Below are 21,751 nucleotides of genomic sequence, written 5' to 3'. Positions count from 1 at the left end.
CATGGACATCGTCAAACTTGCAATCAGCAATGCCCGGCTGACCATTTCGGTCCTGGTCTTTCTCATCCTTGCTGGTGCGGTCGCTTACCAGTCGACGCCGAAGGAAGCGGAACCCGACGTTCCGATTCCGATGATGTATGTCAGTCTGATCTACCAGGGCATCTCGCCGGAAGACTCCGAGCGCCTCCTGCTGCGGCCGATGGAAGCCAAGCTGAAGAGCCTGAAAGGCCTCAAGGAGATGCGCTCGGCCGCCTTCCAGGGCGGCGGTTATGTGCTGGTCGAATTCCAGCCACAGACGGATCTCGCCACGGCGCTGCAGGACACGCGCAGCAAGGTGCAGGACGGCAAGGCCGACCTGCCGCAAGCGGCTGAGGAGCCCGTGGTCTCCGAGGTCAACATCTCCGAGTTCCCCGTCCTGGTCGTGACGCTGTCGGGCGAGGTGCCCGAGCGTGTGCTGACGGCGGCGGCGCGCGAGCTGCGCGACCGCATCGAGGAAGTGCCTGGCGTGCTCGAGGGCTCGCTGCAGGGTGCGCGCGACGACCTCGTCGAAGTGGTCATCGATCCGATGAAGCTGTCTTCCTACGGGCTGCAGCTCGACCAGTTGATCGGTGCGGTCGGCGCTTCCAACAGTCTTGTCGCCGCCGGCAACATCGAAGGATCCGAGGGCAAATACGCGGTCAAGGTGCCCTCGCTTATCGAGACACCAGAGGATGTGGCGGCGCTTCCGGTCGTCGCCGGCCCCAATGCGGTGGTGCAGGCCAAGGACATTGCCACCATCCGCTCCACATTCAAGGACGCCGAGACGGTCACCCGCCTCGACGGCAAGCCGGCGATCGCCATCGAGGTGAAGAAGCGCATCGGCTCCAACCTGATCGATACGATTGGCAAGGTCAGGGAGGTGTCCGACGCCTTCATCAAGACGATGCCGGAGGGCATGCACGTCACCTACACGCAAGACAAGTCGGTCTTCGTGAACCAGTTGCTCGGCGACCTGCAGAACCACGTGATGATCGCCGTGATCCTGGTGTTCATCGTCATTCTCTACGCGCTGTCTGGCCGTGCCTCGCTGCTGATCGGATTGGCCATCCCATCATCCTTCCTGATCGGCATCCTGTTGCTGGCAATGATGGGCTACACGATCAACATGATCGTGCTGTTCAGCCTCATCCTGGCGGTCGGCATGCTGGTCGACGACGCCATCATCGTCACCGAATTCGCCGAGCGCCGCATGAGCGAGGGCATGCCGAAGGAGCAAGCGTTCGCGCTTGCCGCCAAGCGCATGGCCGGCCCGGTCATCGCGGCGACGATGACGCGCATTGCCGCCTTCTCGCCGCTGTTGTTCTGGCCGGGCATCATCGGCGACTTCATGAAATACATGCCGATCACGCTGATCGTGACGCTCTCGGCCTCGATGCTCTATGCGCTGGTCTTCGCGCCGACGCTGGGCGCGATATTTGCCAAGGCGCCGGCCCATCACCCCGACGACAATCGCGACGGCTGGTACATGGCCGTGGTCAAGCAGGCGGTGCATTATCCCATCACCGTGCTTGTCCTCACCGTGGTGCTGTTGTTCGGCGTCGGCTACGCCTATTCGAAATTCGGTGCCGGCGTCGAATTCTTCCCGAATGTCGAGCCTGACTACGGCCTGCTCTATGTCCACGCCCGCGGCAATCTTTCGCTTGCCGAAATGGACGCGGCCACCAAGACCGCGGAAAATCGGCTGCTCGGTTGGCCGGGCGTGAAGTCTGTCTATACCCGTGTCGGCAAGACGCAGGGCGGCGGCCAGGATGTTCCGGAAGACGTGGTTGGCGTGATCCAGTACGAATTCGTCGATTGGCGCGAGCGTAAATCGGCGAACTCAATCCTGGACGAACTGCGGGGCGTGATGGCCGGCATTCCCGGTGTCGACGTCGAGGTTCGCGTGCCGGAAGCCGGCCCGCCTACCGGCAAGCCGATCCAGATCAGGCTTTCGGCCGTCGATCCGAAGGGCCTTGACGACAAGGCCCGCGCCGTCGCCGCGCGCATAGCCAAGGTGCCCGGCGTCATCGATATTTCCGACGGCCTGGCGCCGCCCGGCGTCGACTGGGCGCTCGAGGTCGATCGCGCCAAGGCGGCGCAGTACGGCATCAGCCCAACCGCGGTCGGAACGGTGGTGCAACTGGTGACCAACGGGCTGAAGCTCAGCGAATACCGGCCCGCTGGCGCCGACGATGCAGTCGACATCAGGCTGCGCCTGCCCGAGGATCGGCGCACGCTGTCGACGCTCGACGAACTGCGGGTGCAGACCGCGCAAGGCTCGGTGCCGATCTCGAACTTCGTCGTGCGCAAGCCAGAGCCGACGGTCGGTATCCTCAACCGCATCGACGGCGCGCGAACTGTGGTCGTCCAGGCCAACGTCGCTGCCGGCGCCCAGGTGGCTGCCGTCCAGCAGGAGGTCACCAAAGCTGTCGCCGACATGAACCTCAGCAGCGGCATTCGCTGGAAGCTTGCCGGTTCGAATGAGGACAGCGCAGAGGCTGGTGCCTTCCTCAGCAAAGCCTTCGGTGCGGCGATCTTCCTGATCTTCATCGTGCTTCTGGCGCAGTTCAACAAGTTCACCAGCGTCTGGCTGGTGCTGTCCTGCGTGGTCATGGCGACGATCGGCGTGTTCCTCGGGCTGCTGCTGACGGGAGAGGCATTCGGCATCGTCATGTCGGGCATCGGTGTCATCGCGCTGGCCGGTGTGGTGGTGAACAACAACATCGTGCTGATCGACACCTATGACCGGTTGCGCGAAGAGGGCTGGGACAAATACGAAGCCGTTCTGCAGACCTGCCGCGAACGTGCCCGTCCGGTGGTGCTGACGGCGGTGTCGGCGATCCTCGGCGTGCTGCCGATTGCTTTCGGCCTCGGCCTCGAAATCTTCCATCACGAGACGACGATCAACGCGCCGTCGACGCAATGGTGGATTTCGCTGTCCTCGGCGATCGTCTTCGGCCTGTCCTTCGCCACCGTGCTGACGCTGGTGGTGACGCCGTCGATGCTGATGGTGTTCACTCGCGCCAAGGTCAAACCCGGTGCGCGTCGGGGCTGGTTCAGCCGCCTGTTCGGGCGTCGCAAGGCCGAAATCCCGTCGAAAGGCCTGGACGCCGATCTGGGCGCCGAACCGGCGATCGCCTTCCCAAAGGCCGCCGAATAGAGTCCGGATCGCCGTCCTGATCAAGCAAAGGCCGCCCGGGAACAATGGGCGGCCTTCTGCATTGTTCCGTCATTGCAACCTCAAAGCGAGGATTTTCTGATGACGATCAGCACCATTCTCATCATTATCCTTATTCTTATTCTGATCGGCGCGGTTCCGGCGTGGCCGCATTCGCGGTCCTGGGGTTACGGACCATCCGGCATCGTCGGCGTCATCCTGATCGTTGTCCTGGTGCTGCTGTTGATGGGCCGGATCTGAGCGCAACCTTCCTCCCCGACCAGCGGCGGATGACCGTGAGGCCGTCCGCTTTTTTTGGTTTGTTGTTAGGCAGCTTTTTGCGTCGTCTTGAGCGTGGCGATGCCGATATCCTCGAGCGCTTTCGACACTGCATTTTCCAGCGGCGTGTGCGGGATCGTACCGATGACGCTTTCCAGCCTGCCTGAAACCAGCCGGTGCGGCTCGAAGCGGAGATAGGACATCGAAACGATCTCGCGCCACATCGCCACGAACGGGCCGCCGGCACGCAGCACCCACCACGGCATCGACGTCAGTTTCAGCGTGCGTCCGAGCGCCTTCTCCGCGGCCGCCTTGAGCTGCAGGTCGGTCACCGCATGGCCGGGAAAGTTCAGCGCCTCGTAGAAGCCGAGCTTGTCGAGATTGTCAGCCAGCCCGACGAAGGCCTTGGCCAGGTCGGGCAGATAGGCCCATTCATGCACGAGATCGACCGGCCCTGGGGCGGTATAGACGCCCTTGGTCATCTTGGCGGCAACAACCAGATCGAACCACGATCCGCTGCCGGTGCCGCCGAAGAAATCACCAGCGCGCAGCAGAATCGTGCGAACTCGACCTGCATCAGCCTCGCGGCGAAACAGGTCCTCCATGGCGACGCGGATACGGCCCTTTTCCGTCGTCGGGCGAAACGGCGTGTCTTCGGCGATCACCGCCGGCATCTGCGAGCCGTAATTGTAGACGGTGCCCGGGAAGAGATGCAGCGCGCCGTTCGCCCGGCAGGCAGCCATCACATTCTCGGCCATCGGCAGGCATTTGCTCCAGTCGGTGTAGAGCGGGTTGAGGCCGTTGAAAATGATATCGACGCCTTCGGTCGCGCGGATCAGCGCAGCACGGTCGAGCGCGTCGCCGGCGATCGCCGTAGCGCCTTTGAGCTCGGCCGGCACCTTGCCGCTGCGGGTGATGGCACGGACATCGTAGCCGGCATCGATGAAGGCCTTGGCCACCGTGCGGCCGAGGCGGCCATTGGCGCCGAGAATTGCGATCGTGGTCATGGTTCGTCTCCGTGTTGCGTTACGACGCCAATATTGTCTCTCCGCAAACGAATGGAAATTGACTGCGACTGGCGATGTGATATTCAATTTTGAATGGATATTGACTGGAACCTGATCAAGAGTTTCGTCACGGTGGCGGAGACCGGCAGCCTGTCGGCGGCCGCACGAAAACTTGCCGCAAGCCAGCCGACGCTCGGCCGCCACATCGCCGAGCTGGAACAGGCGCTCGGCGTCACCCTGTTCCGGCGCGGGCGGCGTGGCTACGCGCTCACGGAAGCAGGCAGTACGCTCTTTGAACGGGGCCGCGCGGTGAGCGAGCAGGCGAGCGCCTTTTCGCTGCTGGCGCTGGGATCGGTCGAGGCGATAGAGGGTACGGTGCGCATTGCCGCCAGCGAAGTGGTGGCGGCCTATGTGCTGCCGGAAATCACAGCGAGGCTTGGGACCGAGGAGCCGGGCATCGAGGTCGAGATCGTCGCCTCGAACCAGGTCGAGAATCTGCTGCGTCGCGACGCCGATATCGCCATTCGCATGGTCAAGCCGGCGCAGAATGAATTGGTCGCGCGCAAGGTGACCGACATTCCGCTCCGCGCCTGCGCGGCAAAATCCTACCTCGACCGGCGTGGCCGTCCGCGCGAGGCCCGCGATCTGGCCGGCCACGATCTGGTCGGCTTCGACCGCGGCGATGAGATCATTCGCGGCTTCGCCCAGTTCGGCGTCCCGCTCGCCCGCAATGCCTTCCGCTTCAGGACCGATAATCAGATCGTGCTGTGGGAAGCGGTGCGGGCGGGAAACGGCATCGGCTTTGGCCAGGAGCCGCTCGCCGACCGTGATCCGCTGGTCGAGACAGTGCTGCCGGGTCTCCCGCTGCCGACGCTGCCGGTGTGGCTGGCCATGCACCGCGACGTGCGTACCAGCGTGCGCATCCGCCGCGTCGCGGATTTCCTCTACGAAGAGTTCAAGCGCTATTCAGCCGGTGCAGGCTCGGCAGCGAATTCGGCACGGTGAGCGAGGCCGGCCATCACCAGCACGACGACCAGCAGCCCGGACAGAGCGACGAAGATCGGGCCGAAGCTCGAGTGCTCGGCGATGAAGCCGATCGCCGACGGCGCCACCAGAATGCCTGAGTAACCCATTGTGGTGACGACGCTCATGCCGGTGCCGGACGCCATGCCCTCCTGGTTGCCGGCGGCCGAAAAGATGATCGGCACCATGTTGGCAATGCCGAGGCCGCAAAAGGCAAAGGCGGCAATGGCCAGCCAAGGCGAGGGAGCCAGCCCGGCCACCAGCATGCCGGCAGCAGCGGCAAGGGCCGAGGCGCGCAACGTCGTAACGGCACCGAAACGGTTGCGGACGCCATCGCCGAGAAAGCGCATGATGGCCATGACTCCGGAAAAGGCGGCATAGGCCAGGCCTGCGATGGCAAGATCGGCGCCGAGCTCCTGCCTGAGATACAGCGCCGCCCAGTCGAGTACCGCACCTTCGGAGATCATAGTCAGCAGCGCCATCAGCCCAACCAGATAGACCAGCGGGTTTGCCGGCAGCGCGAATTTGTGGTGCTCGGCGACCGGGTGCTTGTCCTCGGCGATCAGGTAGCGGACCGCTACGGCGATTACGGCAAAGGCAAGAGCCGTCACCACTGTCGCATGGGCGAGGTGACCGTAGTTCTGGATGGCGAAACCGCCCAAAGCGCCGCCAGCGAAACCGCCAAGGCTCCAGAAGCCGTGCGAGGACGACATGATGGCACGGGACAGCCGCCGTTCGACTGCCACTGCATTGGCATTCATGGCGACGTCCATTCCGCCGATCGAACCGCCGAAGATGAACATGGCGACGGCCGCAAGGGGCACGTTGGGGGCCAGAGCCACAACCAAAAGGCCGAAGCTGCCGGCAAGTCCGAACCAGCGCAGCACCGTGCGCGAGCCATGCTTCGAGATCAGATGGCCGCACCAGGTCATGGCGGTGACGGCGCCGGCACCGAACAACAGAATCAGCAAGCCGAGCGTGAACTTCGAAATGTCGAGTCGCGTCAGGAACACCGGGATCTGCGGCGCCCAACTGCCGGTCAAGAAGCCGTTGGCGAGGAAGATGCCGGCCACTGCCCAGCGTCCACGAATCGCGATCTGCGTGATTTTCTGCGCGTCCATCGGGTAGAATCCGGTCCGGAAATGGCGTTGCGCGGCAAATTAGATCGATTCAATTCACAGTCAAGCGCTCTTCGCCGAAAGTGCTTGGACCAGACGCTACGTCCTCTCGCGTCGGCCAACCATCTCGGCGGTCCACTCCGAAATCCCTACGGCTCGGGATAAGGCGCGCCATCCTTGTGCACAAACCGGCCGTCAGCGTTGGTGCTCATCATGTCGATGTCGGAGCAGGTGGCGACGTCGTCGGGCCAGCGCGAACCGACTTCGAGATAGATCGCCATCGCGCCCGATTTATTGATCATGTGATGGCCGTTGCCTGATCCTTTCGGAAAGGCCGCGCAATCACCGGCGCGCAGCACCGTCTCGCCGGCATCTTCGACGAGCGTCAGCTCGCCTTCAAGCACGTAGACGAATTCGTCTTCGTGCGAATGCCAGTGGCGCTGGCTCGACCAGTTGCCCGGCGGCAGGCGCATGAGATTGATGCCGAAGTCGGTGAGCCCGCCTGCGTTGCCTAGCCGCTGCCGCACGCGTTCGGCACAGGGTGCATCGAACGGCGGTGGATAGGATGAGCCCTTGCGTCCGGGCACGTCGGCAACGTCAATCTTAGGCACGGCGTCCCCCTAGTGATCCCTAGGGCGTCTTGCCTCGAACTCGGCCTTCTTGGCGTCGGAGGCCTCGATCTGGTTCCGTGCCTGCCACTCGGCATAGGGCATGCCGTAGATGATCTCGCGCGACCGGTCCTTGCTGAGTTCGACACCTTCGGCTTTCGCCGCATCGCGGTACCAGTTGGACAGGCAGTTGCGGCAGAAGCCGGCGAGGTTCATCAGGTCGATGTTCTGTACGTCGGAACGCTCGCGCAGATGCGCGACCAGCCGGCGGAAGGCAGCGGCTTCGAAATCGCGCTTTTGTTCGTCGCTGAGTTCGGTCATGTCATGTTGGCCTCCCTTGGGCCTCATCATACCGGCCCGGTGCGAGAGCCGAATATTTTCACCGCATGTATATCGGCACGTCGATCTATCGCGTCAACGATCGGCGCCAGCCGTTCGGCCCAGGCGAGGGCACCCTTGCGGTCGGCGATCAGGTCCTGGCGGACCTCGAGCAGCGCATGGGCAAAGCCGTTGACGATGGCGTGCCTGAACATGGTATCGCCGCGCAGTGCGCCGTCATAGGGTTCGTTGTCGCCGACGATGAGGCTCTTGTCCTCGGCGAGCATGTCGATCAGCGGCCGCGCAACGCGGTCGTCCAGGTCCCACAATATGCCGGCGTGCCACGGCCGCACGAATCCCTGCATGGTCGGTGTGAAGGAATGCACCGAAAAGATGAAGGGTGCCTGCGCGGATGCTCGCGCCACAGAGGCGATCATGGCGCTGACGGCATCATGATAGGGGCGGTAAAAGCGGTCCAGCCGCCTTTCGCGCTCCTCCGGCGCGATGGGGTAATTTCCCGGGATGACGGTTCCGTCATAGAGCTGGCGAATCAGCGTTGGATCGTCCTCGCCGCGATTGGAGTCGATCAGCAGTCGCGAAAAATTGGCAAGCACCGCCGGAACGCCGAGCAGACTTGCGAGTTCGCGGGTTACAGTCTCGACGCCGATGTCGTAGGCGATGTGGCGGTCGAACTCCGCCGCCGGCAGGCCGAGACTGCCATACTCCTCCGGCAGGTCGCGGCGGGCGTGATCGGCGAGAAGCACCAAGCCGCGCTTGCGATCGCCTTCGACGATATCGAAAGGCGCGAAAACTGTGGATCGGGTCATTGGCGGGAAAGGTCTGTTCGCTGGCTTTCGGGGAGGGTGGTATCGTCATTCCACGAAGAGACCGCTTGCGCAATGCCGTTGTTTGGCCACGGTTTCTGCCAAAAAACTGAGCAGGGGCGACCGCAAGCGCGCCAGAGCCTTCTAAATCGATTGGAATTGGACAGATCGGCGCGTTGACATGCGTACGGACTTTTCCGAAAAGGGGCGTTGAGAGATGCAAATGTGGTTCTTGAGGGGTTTCAGGATGGGTTTCGCCGGCAGGCTGCGTGTGCGCCACGCCTCGGCCATGCCGCTCCTGGTACCGGCCATGGGTCTTTTCGCGGTGATTTCGGCCTCGCCGGCACGGGCCGATTTCCGGGTCTGCAACGCCACGCAGAACCTGGTCGGTGTCGGCATCGGCTATCGCGCCAAAGCCGGCTGGATCACCGAAGGCTGGTGGCACATCGAAGGATCGAGCTGCAAGACGCTGATCGAGGGACCGTTGTCATCAAGGTTTTACTATCTTTATGCAGAAGACGCCGAGCGCGGCGGACGCTGGGATGGCCCGATCAACATGTGCGTGGCCGAAAAAGAGTTCAAGATCGCCGGCGTTACCGATTGCGTCGCCCGGGGCTTTCAGCGCGCCGGATTCCAGGAATATGACACGGGCGAGCAGGCAAGCTGGATGGTCCAGCTGACTGACGAGCCCGCAACGGATGGCGCTCCAGCCGCCCCGGGAACAAACAGTCAATGAGACGCAGCCGCAAGGTCAAGATCCTCGCCACCATCGGTCCGGCCTCCTCGTCCGAGGAGATGCTGAAGAAGCTGTTCGAAGCCGGCGCCGACGTGTTCCGCATCAATATGAGCCACACCGACCATGAATTGATGCGTACGCTTGTCGGCCGCATTCGTGCCGTCGAGGAGGCGGTCGGCCGGCCGATCGGCGTTCTCGCCGACCTGCAAGGGCCAAAGCTGCGCGTCGGCAAGTTCGCCAACGGCAAAGAGGTGCTGACCGTCGGTCAGACCTTCACGCTCGACGACAATCCCGAGCCCGGCAATTCGACGAGGGTCTACCTGCCGCATCCCGAAATCCTGCGTTCGGTCGAGGCTGGTCATCGCCTGCTGATCGACGACGGCAAGCTCGAGCTCAAGGCGGTCAGCAGCAACGGCAAGGCGATCGTCTGCACCGTCGTCGCCGGCACCACCATTTCCGACAAGAAGGGCGTCAGCCTGCCCGACACCGACCTGCCGGTCGGCGCGCTGACGGAAAAGGACCGCCGGGATCTCGACGCGGTTCTGGCGACCGGCGTCGACTGGGTGGCGCTGTCCTTCGTGCAGCGGCCCGAGGACCTGGCCGAAGCGCGCAAGATCGCACGCGGCCGGGCGCTGATCATGGCCAAGATCGAAAAGCCGCAGGCCGTCGCCCGGCTGGCCGAGATCATCGAGCTTTCGGATGCGCTGATGGTCGCCCGCGGCGATCTCGGCGTCGAGATGCCTCTCGAAGCCGTGCCTGGCATTCAGAAGCAGATCACCCGCGCCGCGCGCCGTGCCGGCAAGCCGGTGGTGGTCGCCACGCAGATGCTGGAATCGATGATCACCGCGCCGGTGCCGACGCGGGCCGAGGTATCGGACGTGTCGATCGCCGTGTTTGAAGGCGCCGACGCGATCATGCTTTCGGCGGAGTCCGCCGCCGGCGCCTATCCGGTCGAGGCGGTGGCGATGATGAACCGGATCGCCACCAAGGTCGAAACCGACCCGACCTATGCCGGCATCATCAACGCGCAGCGCTCGGAACCGGAAGCGACCGGGGCCGACGCGATCTCGCTCGCCGCCCGCGAAATAGCCGAGACGCTGAAGCTGTCGGCGATCATCACCTATACCGCGTCCGGCACGACCGGCTTGCGCGCCGCGCGCGAGCGGCCGCAAGTGCCGATCGTGGCGCTGTCGCCGATCCTCAACACGGCGCGGCGGCTGTCGCTGTTGTGGGGCACGCATTGCGTCGTTTCCCCCGACGCCATCGACCTCGACGACATGGTCGACCGCGCCTGCCGCATCGCCTTCGATGAAGGTTTCGGCAAGCCGGGCGACCGCGTCATCATCACGGCCGGCGTGCCGCTGAGGACGCCCGGTTCGACCAACATGTTGCGCATCGCCTATGTCGGATCGGAAGTCGGCCGCTAATGTCGGCCGCGGCTGCCGGATAGGCCGGCTGCATGGCGCGTCGTAAACACGGCGCCAGCCGGGCGCATCGACGGCAGTCGGGTTAGGATAGACGCCGAACTCCGCCAGCTTGCATCAGCCTGTGACCGGCCGTGAAGCGGTTCGAAGGCCCTATCCGACTTGAGCTGGAAGTCAGTTAAGGTAATCTCTCCTGGGAGAAAGAGGAGGGTGATCCAATGTGGATGCGCACTGATCTTCTGGAACTCCTCGGCATTGAGCACCCGATAATCCAGGCGCCGATGAGCGGCATCACCACGCCGGAACTGGCGGCGGCAGTCAGCAATGCCGGGGCGCTTGGCTCGCTCGGATGCGGCATTCTGCCTGCGGCGGCTATCCGCGAGCAGCTCACGGCGACACAGCACGCCACCAATCGTCCGATCAACGTCAACTTCTTTGCGCACCCGGCGCCGATACACGATGATGCGGCAGCCCAAAGTATGCGAGACCGCCTTCGCGGCTGGTATGAGGAGGTCGGCCTCGGACCGGTGCCCGAGCCGGGCGAGCCCTTCCCCACCTTCGATCGTGAGCGTCTCGAAATTGTGCTCGAGCTGCGCCCCAAGGTGGTCAGCTTCCACTTCGATCTACCCGACACCGCAATTGTGCAGCAGTTGAAGGCGGCCGGCTGTACTGTCTTGTGTTCGGCCACCACCGTCTCGGAAGCGCGCCAGCTTGAGGCAGGAGGGGTGGACGCCATTATCGCCCAGGGATACGAGGCGGGTGGGCATCGCGGCACATTCACTGTCGACCCTGCTATCGGCACAGCCGGCACTATGGCACTCGTACCGCAGATTGTTGATGCCGTGCGGGTGCCTGTAATTGCCGCTGGCGGTATCTTCGACGGTCGCGGCATCGCTGCCAGCTTTGCACTTGGTGCATCTGGTGTGCAGATCGGCACGGCTTTCCTGGCCTGTCCTGAAGCCAATGTGCAGCCAGTCTATCGCGTAGCATTGCGCTCGGCCAACGACGAGAGCACGTCGGTGACTCGCTGCTTCACTGGCCGCCCAGCGCGCGTGGTGCGCAACCGGTTTGTGATGGAAATGGCTGGTGAGGAAGATGCAGCGTTGGCGTTTCCGCTGCAGGCGAGTCTGGTCATGCCGCTTTCGATGGCAAAGGATGAAAGCAAGCGGGCTGACTTCTTGCCTATTTGGGCCGGGCAGGGCGTCGCGAAGCTGCGGGAGATGCCGGCCGCCGCCCTTGTGGAGAAACTCGTCACGGAGGCAAACGGCATAGATCGGGCCTATAGGGGAGTAGGGGAGTAGGGGAGTAGGGGAGTAGGGGAGCAGGGGAGCAGGGAGCATGCGTTCCACAGTGCAATCTACACCACTCACATACTGCCTTACTCCCCTACTCCCTTACTGGCTTCAAATGCCTTCGCCGGCAAGCTCCTCGGAAAGTGCGGCGACCTGGTCCTGGGCGCTGCGCATCATCGGGTAGATGCCGAGCACGCGCTGCCAGGCCTCAAGTGCCGACTGCTTGTGGCCGGTTTCGGCCATGATCTGAGCCAGGCCCGAAAGCGCGCCGAAATGGCGTGGTTCGAGCTGCAGGGTGCGGTCGATGTCCGCCATCGACTTCCCGTAGTTCTTCATCATGAAATGAACAGTGGCGCGGCGGTTCCAGCCTTCCGCATAGGTCGGCTGCAAAGTCACCACCTGATCGAGGAAATCGAGTGCAACATCGAATTTCTGGTTTTCGATCGCCTTCTGCGACCATTGCATCATCAGGTCGATAGAGGCGCTGCCCGACTGGGACCACTCGCTGCCGATCCGTCCGGCGATGCGCTCGGCCGCCTTTTCATTGCGTTCGCGCTTGAGATCGGCAAACAGCTGATCGAGCCGCGCCTGTTTCGTCTTGACGACCGGAGGTGCTGTCGGCGGAGTTGTGGTCGGATCTTCAGCCCACGCCGGCAGCGAGACAGCGCCGGAAACGAGGAAAGCCGTGAAAAATGCAAGAAGAATCCGCATCGCGGGAATCTAGCCCCCGGCGCCGGATCGTCAAACTGAATTTAGCGTGAGAGTCGTATCATGCGAACGGAGGCGCGCAGCCTCCGTCGAAAACTCAACCTTGGCGCGCTTTGTAGCGCGGCGCGGTCTTGTTGATGATGTAGATGCGGCCCTTGCGACGAACCAGCTGGTTGTCGCGGTGACGCGCCTTCAACGCCTTGAGCGAATTCTTGATTTTCATGGTCTTGCCCGTCGGTCTGGGCCCGGTCACGGGCCGAATTATTAAGGCGCGCCCACAGACGCGCCTTTGAACTGTGCGTGGCTCATAGACGAGGAGCGTTGCCCGTGTCAACCGCAAGCGCGTTGCCTAAACGATACGGACCGTTTCGTATCATCAAATATCCGCCACTGGCGTCTTGCGGCGTTGCGCAGGGTTGAGACGGCTGGAATGATGCGGTTGCGAATTGGAGATCGTCATGCGCCGAATTCTTGTGTCCGCCTGTCTTGTCGTCCTCGCGGCAGGTTCTGTTGCCTATGCGCAGGAATGCGACCGCAACGACGACAGCCAGCAGATGATGAACATCTGCGCCGACGCGGACTACAAATCCGCCGACGCCAAGCTCAACAAGGCCTACCAGGATCTCATCGGCGGAAGTGACGCAAATGCCAGGAAGCTGTTGCAGACGGCGCAGCGCGCCTGGATCGCTTTTCGCGACGCGGAATGCAGCTATTCCGCCGCGGACAGCGAAGGCGGCTCGATCTATCCGATGCTGATATCGGAATGCCTGACGCGGCTGACCGACGATCGCACCAAGCAGCTCACCGCCGATTCGACCTGCGCGGAAGGCGATGTGAGCTGCGCCAGCCCCGACGAGGACGAGAGCGGCGAAATCCAGTAAGCGTAGGTTCTAACTTTGTGTTTGAGCATGATCTTTTCCGAAATCCGGATTCCACTTTTCGCTAGCGCGGACCTTCGGTTCGGGATCATGCTCTAGCTGCGGCGGCTCACGCGCGTAAAATGGCCCATCTTGCGGCCGGGCCGCGCCTCGGCCTTGCCATAGAGGTGCAGCATCAGATCGGGCTCGGCGAGCAGATCAGGAACGCGCCTGACATCGTCGCCGATCAGGTTTTCCATGACGCAGTCGAACTGCCGGGCGGGACTTCCCAGCGGCAGGCCGGCGACGGCTCGAATATGCTGTTCGAATTGCGAGATGGTGCAGGCGGCCTCCGTCCAGTGGCCGGAATTATGGACGCGCGGCGCGATCTCGTTGGCCAGCAGCGAACCGTCGGCGAGGACAAAGAATTCGACGCCGATGACACCGACATAGTCGAGCGCCGCGAGTATCTCGGCCGCCGCCGCTTGAGCCGCAGCCGCCGTCTCGGACTTCACCCCGGCCGGCAGCGTCGAGCTGTGCAGAATACCGTTGCGATGGACATTCCAGGCCGGATCGTAGGCGGCGAGCGAACCGTCGATGCCGCGGGCGGCGATCACCGAAATCTCGCGCTCGAAGGTGACGAAGGATTCCAGGATCAACGGCACGTTGCCCATCGCCTCGCAAGTGCCGGCAAAGCCGCCTGTTTCCATGTTGCGGAAGACACGCTGGCCCTTGCCGTCATAGCCCATGCGGCGCGTCTTCAATATGCCGCTGCCGTTGAACTGTTTCAGCGCAGCCGTCAGTTCCTCGTCATTGTCGACGGGGCTGAAATCCGCGGTCGGTATGCCGATGCCGTTGAGGAATTTCTTTTCCGCCAGCCGGTCCTGCGCCACTTCCAGTGCGCGTGCCGGCGGATAGACCGGCACCGTAGAGGCAAGTGCCGCGGCGGCCGCGACCGGTACGTTCTCGAATTCATAAGTAACGACGGCACTGGCCGAAGCCAGCTCGCTAAGCGCGGCCGCGTCGTCATAGGCGGCGACGATCTGCCGGTTGGCGACCTGTGCCGCCGGGCAATCCGGCTGCGGCTCCAGCACGACGATGCGGTAGCCGAGGCGGGCCGCGGCCATCGCCAGCATGCGGCCAAGCTGGCCGCCGCCGATGATGCCGATGCTCGATCCCGCCGGCAGGCTCACGGCGCGTCCGTGGGCTCGGCGGCCACCTTGGCGGTCTGCGCGGCGCGCCAGCTATCCAGCCGGGCGGCGAGCTTTTCGTCGCTCAGCGCCAGCACCGCGGCGGCCAGAAGGGCAGCGTTGGCAGCGCCGGCCTTGCCGATGGCCAAAGTGCCGACCGGAATGCCGGCCGGCATCTGCACGATCGAAAGCAGCGAATCCTGGCCGGACAGCGTCTTCGATTCCACCGGCACGCCGAACACCGGTAGCGGCGTCATCGCCGCCGTCATGCCGGGCAGATGCGCCGCACCGCCGGCACCGGCGATGATCACCTTGTAGCCGGCCGCCTTGGCGCCCTTGGCGAAGTCATAGAGCCGGTCGGGCGTGCGGTGGGCCGAGACGATCAGGCGCTTGTGCGGAATTCCAAGCGCCTCAAGCGTTTCGGCGGCGTGGCGCATCGTCGCCCAGTCGGACTGGCTGCCCATGATGATGGCGACGTCGGCGCGGTGATCGTCCAAGCTTCTGCTCTCCGGCGGCAAAAGCGCGCATTAGCGGAATTCGGGTGGAACAGCAAGGATGGCCCGAAACGGGTAGTGTCTCAGTTTGAAATTTGCGAACGTCGCCGCCGCTAAGCAGGTCCCTTCTATCCCGCAACCATACCGTGAAGGAAACGCATACCGTCGCTTGCGAGTCTCTTTGAGATTTCGGATAAAACCATCTTTGCAGGTGGAGTGGGGTCGTGGTGGAATCGAAGTACGACAGTCACCAAGGTTCCCGGATACCTCTGCCGAAAATGATCGCTTCTCGCAATCTGCAGGTAAGAGTCCGCTCTCGCCGATATGATCGCCAGGTGCGCAGTTGTCGCCTCGTCATCTGTCCAAGGTAACGTATCAGTGATGACGAACCGAAGATTATTATTTGTGTAACGAACTTCCAAATCGTTCGAGAAGTCATCCTTGATAGCAAAAGTCTCGTTATTCATTATCCCTCAATTGTTCTGTACGGCATATAGGAGTTCGGCGCGTCGAGCGACAGTTGGTTGACGACGATTGACGCCGCGGCAAATTCAAACTGAGAGACTACCCGGAACGGGTGGCCGCTTCCACGGTTTCTGTCGCTGCGCCGGCACGGTCGCTTCACCGGGCGGCTGCCGCCCGGAAACGCGTGACGAAATCGTCGAGCTCGGGCCGTTCCGTATCGGAAATCGCCCAATAGGAAAAGGCGCCGTCGCTCCAGTGCACCAGCGAGAAGCCACCGGCAGAAAGATCGACCGGCGCGGTTGTCGAGCCGGTTTGCTGTGGCGCGGCGACGAGGGTGATCAGGTGCTCGCGATGGCGGTAGACCAGTGCCGGCACCGGCTGGTCGGCGATCACCTCGACCCGGCCGCCGAGCAATGCGAAACCGTCATTGGCAAGGTCTGGCGCAGGCGGCGACAGACCGACCCTGCCATCGAGCCAGGGTTTGACCGTATGCCTGTCCGACGAGACGACGTCCACCGGGCTGGCGGCCAGCAGGCTGCGGCGGTGGCCGCTGGCGACCGCCGTTGCAAAGCTGTCGGGCGCCCCGCTGAGCATCACCCATTGCGTCGCGCCGCTGGCCAGCACGGCGGTGACGAGGATCGATGCCGCCATTGCGCGCCAGTCGAACGCGCCGAAGCGGCCCGGCCGCGTTTGGGTTGGCCGCATGTGGGTTGGCACGGTTTGCGGCGGCCGCGTCGGCGCCGGCCGATCCTGTGCCTCGCCAGTCGCGCCGATCGCCGCGATGCGCGCATTGAGGGCGTCGCTGACCTGTGGCAGCGCCAGCCTGCCGACAGCGGACTGCAGCGCCACGATGCGGGCATGCTCGGCGGCGAGCGCCGGATCGGCCGCGATGCGTCGCTCGACAGCCAATGCTGCTGCTGCGTCGAGCTCGCCATCGACCAAGGCATGGATCATCAGCTCCACGCCCGCCGGGTCATCGGGCAGTCCATCGTTGTGCGCGCTCATGGCGCCCTCCCAAGTTGGGATATCAGCAGACCGCGCGCCCTCGCCAGCCGCGACATCACCGTGCCTAGCGGCACGCCAAGCAGCGTCGCGATCTCGCGATAGCTGAGGCCGTTGATGTCGCGCAGCACCACAGTCTCGCGAAATTGGTGCGGCAGCGCGGCGATCGCCGCCTCGAGTGCGGCCGTGTCGGCCTTGGCGATCAGGCTTGCCTCAGGACTATCCGTATCCGGCAGGCCGGCGCCATATGCAGCCGTCATGTCATCGAGGTCGCTCAGGTCGCCGACGGCGACGATACTGCGCGGCCGGTTGCGCGCCAGCCAGGAGTAAGAGGCGTTGCGCACGATCGCCAGCAGCCAGGCGCGCGCATTGCCGCCGGCATAGCCGGCGATGCCCGCATGCGCCTTCAAACAGGCCTCCTGCACCACATCCTCCGCGTCGGCGGCGTTGCCGGTCAGCCAGCGGGCAAGCGCAAGCGCATCCGCGAGATGGGGCAGAACCACCTCGCGAAAGCGCTCGGTCGCGGCCTCTTGGTTCAACACCGTCGCATCGCCCGGCATCCCGGGCAGAACCTTCCGAAAATCCTCACGGAGCGACGGTGATCCTGCCCTGCATGTGCGGGTGAAGCCCGCAGAAATAGGCATAGTTGCCCACTTTGGTGAAGGTGAAGGCATATGTGTCACCGGTGTCAAGCGCCTTGGAGCGAAACGAGGCATCGTTGGCGACCACCAGATGCGGGATGTCGTCGTCATTCTCGAAGGTCACGGTAGTGCCCTGCTTTACCGTCAGCACCGCCGGTGTGAAGGCAAAGTTCTCGATCTTGACCATTGGCTGGCCTGCTGCGTTCAGTGGCATGGCAACCATTATCAGGATCGCCGCCAAACCGAACGTGACAGGGGATACGACCAAGACGCGGGATGGGAAGCGGATCATCGCATTTCCCTCAGGCCAGCGTGCTGTCGATGATGGCGAGGTCCTGCCCGCCTTGCTTGACTGTCACGCTGCTCGTGCCGAGCAGGCTGCGCAACTGGCCGGCAGGTACCGTCATCGGCCCGGGTGAGGCTGCGGTGCCCGGCGCCGGTTGCGGGAAAGCGGTCGAGCGCGCGGTATGAAAGGTAACGTTGCCTTCGACCTTCTGCATGATCTGGTGGATATGGCCGTTGAGTACGGTGACAGAGCCGAAGCGCTTGAGCAGCGCCAAGGCCTGCGCCGCGTCGTCGGTGCCCCAGCCCCATTCGGGATAAACAGCCCATAGCGGGATATGGGCAAAGACGACGATTGGCGTCGAGGCGGTGACCGCCTTCAGATCATCGGCCAACCATGCCAACTGGTCGGCGCCGAGATTGCCCAGCCCGCCAGCCTTCAGGTTGACGACGTTGACCAGCCCGATGAAATGGACGCCGTTCTGGTCGAACGAATACCAGCCAGCGCCCTTGGTGCCCTTGCCGTAGCGGTCGAGATAGGCCTGGCCATTGCCGTCATCGATCAGGTCGTGCTCACCGGGCACATAATGCACGTCGAAGCCTGCGCCGCCGATGATCTGGGCAGCGTTGTCGAACTGCGCGGCTTTCGACAAATGGGTGATGTCGCCGGTGTGGATCATGAAAGCGGGCTTTTGCGGCAACGCCTGGATCTTGCCGATGGCCTCCTTCAGCGTGTCGATGGCGTGCGGGTTGGCAGCCTTGTCGAAGCCGATGTGGCTGTCGGAGATCTGGAGGAAAGTGAAGCCGGTGGCCAAGGCCTCGGCGGCTTGCGACGCACCGAGCAGGCTGAGCGAGACCGGCACGCCGGCCGAAATTGTCCACAGCACTCCCGTGCCGGCCCAGATCATGCATTCCAGTGCATGACGGCGGCTGATGCCGTCAGCTTCATTGTCGTGGTGGTGGATCATACCGGTCTCCTGCACGCCGGAAATGGCGTCTGTTTGGGAGACCAATGGGCGGGGTGGTTTATTCCGCCCGAAGACTAAAAGTTCATTCACACTGCCGTGATGGCGCACTGGCCCGATGCGAAGCCGGTGCTGGAAGGCACTGGCTCGACCACGCTCTGGCGATGTCTAGTCCGGCCAGCGCAGCGCTCCGGCGGACTGCTTGCGAGCGGGTTTCATCGCATCCGCGGGCCGATCGGCAGCACTCAACACCGCCCGCAGGCGTTCGGCAACGATCTCCGCCTCGCCGGGATGGAGATTGCACGGATCAAGGAAGAAGTGACCGCGCTCGACCTCGTGGTTGCGCACGATCACGGGCGGTGAACCCGCCGCAAGCGCCGAGGCGAGGCCGGCGGCGGTGAAGCGGCTTTCCGGCGCAACAAACACCTGCAGGCGGTCGAGAGGATTTCTGGTCGGATCTGGAATGATACGTGCCTCGATGCCAGGCAGGCCCTGCAATGCGGTTTGCCACAGATGCAGTGCGGCTTCTTCCCGCTGGCGAATGCCGGCATGGTCGCGCCGCTCCCAGGCTTCCAGGGCCGCCATGGTGCCGGCAATGCTCTCCTTGCCGACCTTCATGGCGCGCGCAACGCCGCGGTTCTGGAGATAGGCGGCCCGTACCAGATCCTTGCGGCCGGCAACGATGCCGCTTGTCGGCCCTGAGAGAAATTTGTGCCCGCTGTAGACAACAATGTCGGCGCCGCGCGCCAGAAAGCCACGCAAATCGTACTCCGAGGCGGCGTCGACGATCACCGGCACGCCCTTGGCGTGGCAAATCTCGCAGAACTCCTCAAGCGAGAGCATGCCGTATTGCACGGTGTGGTGCGCAACGACGTAGAGGGCTGCCGCCGTCCGGTCCCGGATCGCCTCGGCAACATGATAATCCTGGGTGACGCTGACCGTGCCGGCAGGCACTGCCTTGGCTCCGGCAAGCCGGATCGACTGGTCGATCGGCGCGCCGTAATTGACGATGTGACCAAGCTGAACGATGACCTCCGATTTGAGGCCCTCGGTGTCGTGCGGCAGCCGCTCGATCGCAAGAAGGCTGGTCCCGGTCATCGCGCCGGCAATCGCCATTGTTATGCCGCTGGCGCAGCATGCGGTGATGAAGCCGGCCTCGCCGCCGGTAAGGCGTGCAATCACCCTACTTGCGGCGCGCTGCAGATCGTCCATCTCGACCCATTGCGAGGCCATTTCCGACATTGCGGCAATCGCTTCTGGCACGATGATCGAAGCACCGAGTGCCGTCATCGTGCCGGAGACATTGATGATTGGGCGAAGGCCAAGCCGTTCGCGGATTGTCGTGTTGGAACGGTCAGCGGCATAGGTCGTCATCTCTGTAGATCCTGTTTAAGATTTCAGGCGGCGATCTCGACGACCGCCTCGATTTCAACTGTGATGTTGCCCGGCAGCGAGCCGACACCGATCGCGGAACGGGCATGTCCGCCAAGCGTATCAAAGACGGCCGCGAAAAGATCGGAACAGCCGTTCACCACCTTGGGATGCTCGCTGAATGTCGGCGTCGCATTGACAAAGCCAAGCAGCTTGACGACGCGCACGATGCGGCCGAGGTCGCCGGCCGCCGCATGCATGACGGCGAGCAGGTTCAGGCCGGTCAGACGCGCATGCCCGTAGGCCTCTTCAACGCTGACATCCTCTCCGACCTTGCCGGTGCAGAGCGCGCCATCGGCGCGCAACGGCCCCTGGCCGGAGAGGAAGATCAGCCGTCCGCTCTCGGCATAGGTGACGAAGTTGGCGATGGGCTTCGGCGGCTCGGGCAGTGTCAGGCCCAATTCCGCGAGCCGGATGTAAGGCGTCATAAAAGCTCCTTGCGACAGCTTTCGCCGTCCGATGTCAAAAATGCGAGGCGCGAAACCGCGCCAGGAAACTGCGAAGGCGTTCATTGCCGAACCCCGCCGCCAGAATCTCGGCGGGTGGTCCGACGGCACTGACGCCGCCATCCGCCATGAAAACGATGCGGCTCGATGCGTCGCGTGCAAAAGCCATTTCATGCGTGACCATCAGCATCGTCATGCCGTCTTCGGCGAGGCTGCGCACGACCTCGAGCACCTCGCCAACCAATTCGGGGTCGAGCGCCGAGGTTATCTCGTCGAGAAGCAATATCTTCGGCTCCATCGCCACGGCGCGGGCGATGCCGACGCGCTGCTGCTGGCCGCCGGACAGCTCGGCCGGCAGACTGTCGGCTTTGTGGGCGAGGCCCACGCGGCCGAGCCAGTGCTCGGCAATGGTGCGGGCCTCGGCATTGCTCTTGCCGCGCACCTTGCGCAGGCCAAGCATGATGTTGCCGGCCGCAGTCAAGTGCGGAAACAGATTGAAGCTCTGGAACACCATTCCGGTCTCGGCTCGCATCGCCGCCAGGTCGCGCTCGCTGCGTCGCTGGCGCGTTCCCGTCTCGCGATAGCCGACTTCTTTGCCGTCGATACGGATCGAGCCGCTGTCGTAGCTCTCCAGGAAGTTGACGCAGCGCAGCAGCGTGGTCTTGCCGCTGCCGGAGGGGCCGATGACAGTCACGACCTCGCCGCGTGTCACTTGCAGGCTGACGGAGCGCAGGACCTCGACGGATCCAAAGGCTTTGGAAACCTCGGTGACATCGAGAAGTGCCGGATTCTGGTGCGAGGCATTGGACATCGTGCTATTCCCGGATGAAGGAGAAACGCCGCTCCAGGCGCCGGCTGGCCAAGGAGAGGGCGTAGTTGACGGCGAAGTAGACGAGCGCACCGAGAATGTAGAGCGGCATCGCCTCATAGGTGCGGCCGATGACCTGGTTGATAGCCTGCATGAGGTCGGTGATGCCGAGCAGCGAGACCAGCGCGCTACCCTTTACCGCGTCGGTGACGCCATTGATCCAGGGTGGCAGGAAACGCCTGAACGCCTGCGGAAAAATGACGTAGGCCAGCCGCTGGCGAAAGGTCAGTCCGATCGCCAGCGCCGCCTCGGACTGACCCTTGGGAATCGAGCCGACGGCGCCCCTGAGATATTCGACCACCTGTGCGGTCTTGAAGAGGGTGAGGGCGAACACGGCCGCCCAAAAGGATTCCAGATGCAGCCCCACCGCGGGCAGGCCGTAATAGACGAAGAAGATCAGCACCAGGATCGGAATGCCGCGGATGGTGTCGCTGAAGATGCGCACTGCCCAGCGCAGCGGAAAAGGACCATAGACAAGGCCGACACCCATCAGCACGCCGGCGATGAGCGATAACACCACGACCAGCAGCGACACCCACAAGGTTACGGCAAAGCCTTCGGCGAGGAACGGCAAGGCGTAGATGATCTGGCTCAGCAT

25 protein-coding genes are annotated in these 21,751 nt (G+C 63.5%); 7 read left to right on the top strand and 18 right to left on the bottom strand.

What is annotated here, in order from left to right:
* Position 1 precedes the first annotated feature (1 nt).
* Positions 2-3,178, top strand: coding sequence for an efflux RND transporter permease subunit (locus NKJ55_RS26815; protein ID WP_352452502.1), 3,177 nt, complete (start codon positions 2-4; stop codon positions 3,176-3,178).
* Between the two features lie 99 nt (positions 3,179-3,277).
* Complete coding sequence (locus tag NKJ55_RS26810) at positions 3,278-3,436, top strand: DUF3309 family protein (RefSeq protein WP_023678456.1); 159 nt, start codon at positions 3,278-3,280, stop codon at positions 3,434-3,436.
* A 65-nt stretch (positions 3,437-3,501) separates the two neighbouring features.
* Here NKJ55_RS26810 and NKJ55_RS26805 read toward each other — a convergent pair whose 3' ends face one another.
* The gene (locus NKJ55_RS26805) at positions 3,502-4,461 is read right to left on the bottom strand and encodes an SDR family oxidoreductase (protein WP_352452501.1); all 960 of its coding nucleotides are present in this window, start codon (positions 4,459-4,461) and stop codon (positions 3,502-3,504) included.
* 93 nt (positions 4,462-4,554) lie between these two features.
* On the opposite strand from NKJ55_RS26805, the gene NKJ55_RS26800 reads away from it, so the two are divergent.
* A complete protein-coding gene (locus tag NKJ55_RS26800; RefSeq protein ID WP_352452500.1) occupies positions 4,555-5,466 on the top strand; it encodes a LysR family transcriptional regulator in 912 nt (303 codons plus the stop codon).
* Here NKJ55_RS26800 and NKJ55_RS26795 read toward each other — a convergent pair.
* The 4 genes from NKJ55_RS26795 to NKJ55_RS26780 form a co-directional block, all read right to left on the bottom strand.
* Positions 5,424-6,605, bottom strand: coding sequence for an MFS transporter (locus NKJ55_RS26795; RefSeq protein ID WP_352452499.1), 1,182 nt, complete (start codon positions 6,603-6,605; stop codon positions 5,424-5,426). The two genes, NKJ55_RS26800 and NKJ55_RS26795, sit on opposite strands and share 43 nt — an antisense overlap.
* 146 nt (positions 6,606-6,751) lie before the next feature.
* Complete coding sequence (locus tag NKJ55_RS26790; RefSeq protein WP_352452498.1) at positions 6,752-7,213, bottom strand: cupin domain-containing protein; 462 nt, start codon at positions 7,211-7,213, stop codon at positions 6,752-6,754.
* 9 nt (positions 7,214-7,222) lie between these two features.
* Complete coding sequence (locus NKJ55_RS26785; protein ID WP_352452497.1) at positions 7,223-7,531, bottom strand: DUF1244 domain-containing protein; 309 nt, start codon at positions 7,529-7,531, stop codon at positions 7,223-7,225.
* Positions 7,532-7,557: 26 nt separating this feature from the next.
* Positions 7,558-8,355 (bottom strand): N-formylglutamate amidohydrolase, encoded by a 798-nt coding sequence (locus NKJ55_RS26780; RefSeq protein WP_352452496.1) that lies wholly within the window; start codon positions 8,353-8,355, stop codon positions 7,558-7,560.
* Positions 8,356-8,641: 286 nt separating this feature from the next.
* On the opposite strand from NKJ55_RS26780, the gene NKJ55_RS26775 reads away from it, so the two are divergent.
* From NKJ55_RS26775 to NKJ55_RS26765, 3 genes are all read left to right on the top strand, one after another.
* Positions 8,642-9,088 (top strand): DUF1036 domain-containing protein, encoded by a 447-nt coding sequence (locus NKJ55_RS26775; RefSeq protein WP_502894514.1) that lies wholly within the window; start codon positions 8,642-8,644, stop codon positions 9,086-9,088.
* A complete protein-coding gene (gene pyk / locus NKJ55_RS26770) occupies positions 9,085-10,515 on the top strand; it encodes a pyruvate kinase (protein WP_352452495.1) in 1,431 nt (476 codons plus the stop codon). The genes NKJ55_RS26775 and pyk overlap by 4 nt, the downstream gene beginning before the upstream one ends.
* Before the next feature lie 215 nt (positions 10,516-10,730).
* Positions 10,731-11,813, top strand: coding sequence for an NAD(P)H-dependent flavin oxidoreductase (locus tag NKJ55_RS26765; RefSeq protein WP_352452494.1), 1,083 nt, complete (start codon positions 10,731-10,733; stop codon positions 11,811-11,813).
* A gap of 102 nt (positions 11,814-11,915) precedes the next feature.
* Here NKJ55_RS26765 and NKJ55_RS26760 read toward each other — a convergent pair whose 3' ends face one another.
* Positions 11,916-12,515, bottom strand: a complete 600-nt coding sequence (locus NKJ55_RS26760; RefSeq protein WP_352452493.1) for a tetratricopeptide repeat protein — start codon at positions 12,513-12,515, stop codon at positions 11,916-11,918.
* Between the two features lie 94 nt (positions 12,516-12,609).
* Positions 12,610-12,735, bottom strand: a complete 126-nt coding sequence (gene ykgO, locus NKJ55_RS26755) for a type B 50S ribosomal protein L36 (RefSeq protein WP_006203764.1) — start codon at positions 12,733-12,735, stop codon at positions 12,610-12,612.
* 235 nt (positions 12,736-12,970) lie between these two features.
* Between ykgO and NKJ55_RS26750 the strand changes: the two genes are divergently transcribed.
* On the top strand, positions 12,971-13,393 hold the full coding sequence (locus NKJ55_RS26750) for a lysozyme inhibitor LprI family protein (RefSeq protein WP_352452492.1): 423 nt from the start codon (positions 12,971-12,973) through the stop codon (positions 13,391-13,393).
* Between the two features lie 92 nt (positions 13,394-13,485).
* Here NKJ55_RS26750 and NKJ55_RS26745 read toward each other — a convergent pair whose 3' ends face one another.
* The 11 genes from NKJ55_RS26745 to NKJ55_RS26695 form a co-directional block, all read right to left on the bottom strand.
* Positions 13,486-14,562: a 5-(carboxyamino)imidazole ribonucleotide synthase gene (locus NKJ55_RS26745; RefSeq protein WP_352452491.1), complete on the bottom strand. Its 1,077-nt coding sequence runs from the start codon at positions 14,560-14,562 to the stop codon at positions 13,486-13,488.
* Positions 14,559-15,056: a 5-(carboxyamino)imidazole ribonucleotide mutase gene (purE, locus tag NKJ55_RS26740; RefSeq protein ID WP_023678468.1), complete on the bottom strand. Its 498-nt coding sequence runs from the start codon at positions 15,054-15,056 to the stop codon at positions 14,559-14,561. The genes NKJ55_RS26745 and purE overlap by 4 nt, the downstream gene beginning before the upstream one ends.
* Positions 15,057-15,181: 125 nt before the next feature.
* Complete coding sequence (locus NKJ55_RS26735) at positions 15,182-15,520, bottom strand: DUF6572 domain-containing protein (RefSeq protein WP_352452490.1); 339 nt, start codon at positions 15,518-15,520, stop codon at positions 15,182-15,184.
* Positions 15,521-15,674: 154 nt separating this feature from the next.
* A complete protein-coding gene (locus NKJ55_RS26730; protein ID WP_352452489.1) occupies positions 15,675-16,523 on the bottom strand; it encodes an anti-sigma factor family protein in 849 nt (282 codons plus the stop codon).
* On the bottom strand, positions 16,520-17,080 hold the full coding sequence (locus NKJ55_RS26725; RefSeq protein WP_352817726.1) for a sigma-70 family RNA polymerase sigma factor: 561 nt from the start codon (positions 17,078-17,080) through the stop codon (positions 16,520-16,522). Before NKJ55_RS26725 ends, NKJ55_RS26730 begins: the two co-directional genes overlap by 4 nt.
* A 25-nt stretch (positions 17,081-17,105) precedes the next feature.
* Entirely contained in the window at positions 17,106-17,453 is a 348-nt protein-coding gene (locus NKJ55_RS26720; RefSeq protein ID WP_352452488.1) for a cupredoxin domain-containing protein, read from the bottom strand.
* 10 nt (positions 17,454-17,463) lie between these two features.
* Entirely contained in the window at positions 17,464-18,408 is a 945-nt protein-coding gene (locus tag NKJ55_RS26715; protein ID WP_352452518.1) for a metallophosphoesterase family protein, read from the bottom strand.
* A gap of 168 nt (positions 18,409-18,576) precedes the next feature.
* Positions 18,577-19,782, bottom strand: a complete 1,206-nt coding sequence (locus tag NKJ55_RS26710) for an aminotransferase class V-fold PLP-dependent enzyme (protein WP_352452487.1) — start codon at positions 19,780-19,782, stop codon at positions 18,577-18,579.
* 23 nt (positions 19,783-19,805) lie between these two features.
* The gene (locus tag NKJ55_RS26705) at positions 19,806-20,267 is read right to left on the bottom strand and encodes a RidA family protein (RefSeq protein WP_023678474.1); all 462 of its coding nucleotides are present in this window, start codon (positions 20,265-20,267) and stop codon (positions 19,806-19,808) included.
* A gap of 34 nt (positions 20,268-20,301) precedes the next feature.
* Positions 20,302-21,096, bottom strand: a complete 795-nt coding sequence (locus NKJ55_RS26700; RefSeq protein ID WP_352452486.1) for an amino acid ABC transporter ATP-binding protein — start codon at positions 21,094-21,096, stop codon at positions 20,302-20,304.
* Between the two features lie 4 nt (positions 21,097-21,100).
* Positions 21,101-21,751, bottom strand: a complete 651-nt coding sequence (locus NKJ55_RS26695; protein WP_352452485.1) for an amino acid ABC transporter permease — start codon at positions 21,749-21,751, stop codon at positions 21,101-21,103.

Source organism: Mesorhizobium sp. M0106 (genome assembly GCF_040322715.1).
Taxonomy (GTDB): Bacteria; Pseudomonadota; Alphaproteobacteria; order Rhizobiales; family Rhizobiaceae; genus Mesorhizobium.
Note: the sequence above shows the minus strand (reverse complement) of the source record. Positions and strands in the feature narration are given on the sequence as shown.

What these genes read in the sequence shown, in the direction of transcription:
- NKJ55_RS26815 (WP_352452502.1), top strand. Translation starts at nt 2, where the DNA reads ATGGACATCGTCAAACTTGCAATCAGCAATGCCCGGCTGACCATTTCG.
- NKJ55_RS26810 (WP_023678456.1), top strand. Translation starts at nt 3,278, where the DNA reads ATGACGATCAGCACCATTCTCATCATTATCCTTATTCTTATTCTGATC.
- NKJ55_RS26805 (WP_352452501.1), bottom strand. Translation starts at nt 4,461, where the DNA reads ATGACCACGATCGCAATTCTCGGCGCCAATGGCCGCCTCGGCCGCACG.
- NKJ55_RS26800 (WP_352452500.1), top strand. Translation starts at nt 4,555, where the DNA reads ATGGATATTGACTGGAACCTGATCAAGAGTTTCGTCACGGTGGCGGAG.
- NKJ55_RS26795 (WP_352452499.1), bottom strand. Translation starts at nt 6,605, where the DNA reads ATGGACGCGCAGAAAATCACGCAGATCGCGATTCGTGGACGCTGGGCA.
- NKJ55_RS26785 (WP_352452497.1), bottom strand. Translation starts at nt 7,531, where the DNA reads ATGACCGAACTCAGCGACGAACAAAAGCGCGATTTCGAAGCCGCTGCC.
- NKJ55_RS26780 (WP_352452496.1), bottom strand. Translation starts at nt 8,355, where the DNA reads ATGACCCGATCCACAGTTTTCGCGCCTTTCGATATCGTCGAAGGCGAT.
- NKJ55_RS26775 (WP_502894514.1), top strand. Translation starts at nt 8,642, where the DNA reads ATGCCGCTCCTGGTACCGGCCATGGGTCTTTTCGCGGTGATTTCGGCC.
- pyk (WP_352452495.1), top strand. Translation starts at nt 9,085, where the DNA reads ATGAGACGCAGCCGCAAGGTCAAGATCCTCGCCACCATCGGTCCGGCC.
- NKJ55_RS26765 (WP_352452494.1), top strand. Translation starts at nt 10,731, where the DNA reads ATGTGGATGCGCACTGATCTTCTGGAACTCCTCGGCATTGAGCACCCG.
- NKJ55_RS26760 (WP_352452493.1), bottom strand. Translation starts at nt 12,515, where the DNA reads ATGCGGATTCTTCTTGCATTTTTCACGGCTTTCCTCGTTTCCGGCGCT.
- ykgO (WP_006203764.1), bottom strand. Translation starts at nt 12,735, where the DNA reads ATGAAAATCAAGAATTCGCTCAAGGCGTTGAAGGCGCGTCACCGCGAC.
- NKJ55_RS26750 (WP_352452492.1), top strand. Translation starts at nt 12,971, where the DNA reads ATGCGCCGAATTCTTGTGTCCGCCTGTCTTGTCGTCCTCGCGGCAGGT.
- NKJ55_RS26735 (WP_352452490.1), bottom strand. Translation starts at nt 15,520, where the DNA reads ATGAATAACGAGACTTTTGCTATCAAGGATGACTTCTCGAACGATTTG.
- NKJ55_RS26730 (WP_352452489.1), bottom strand. Translation starts at nt 16,523, where the DNA reads ATGAGCGCGCACAACGATGGACTGCCCGATGACCCGGCGGGCGTGGAG.
- NKJ55_RS26725 (WP_352817726.1), bottom strand. Translation starts at nt 17,080, where the DNA reads ATGCCGGGCGATGCGACGGTGTTGAACCAAGAGGCCGCGACCGAGCGC.
- NKJ55_RS26720 (WP_352452488.1), bottom strand. Translation starts at nt 17,453, where the DNA reads ATGATCCGCTTCCCATCCCGCGTCTTGGTCGTATCCCCTGTCACGTTC.
- NKJ55_RS26710 (WP_352452487.1), bottom strand. Translation starts at nt 19,782, where the DNA reads ATGACGACCTATGCCGCTGACCGTTCCAACACGACAATCCGCGAACGG.
- NKJ55_RS26705 (WP_023678474.1), bottom strand. Translation starts at nt 20,267, where the DNA reads ATGACGCCTTACATCCGGCTCGCGGAATTGGGCCTGACACTGCCCGAG.
- NKJ55_RS26700 (WP_352452486.1), bottom strand. Translation starts at nt 21,096, where the DNA reads ATGTCCAATGCCTCGCACCAGAATCCGGCACTTCTCGATGTCACCGAG.
- NKJ55_RS26695 (WP_352452485.1), bottom strand. Translation starts at nt 21,751, where the DNA reads ATGCTGAGCCAGATCATCTACGCCTTGCCGTTCCTCGCCGAAGGCTTT.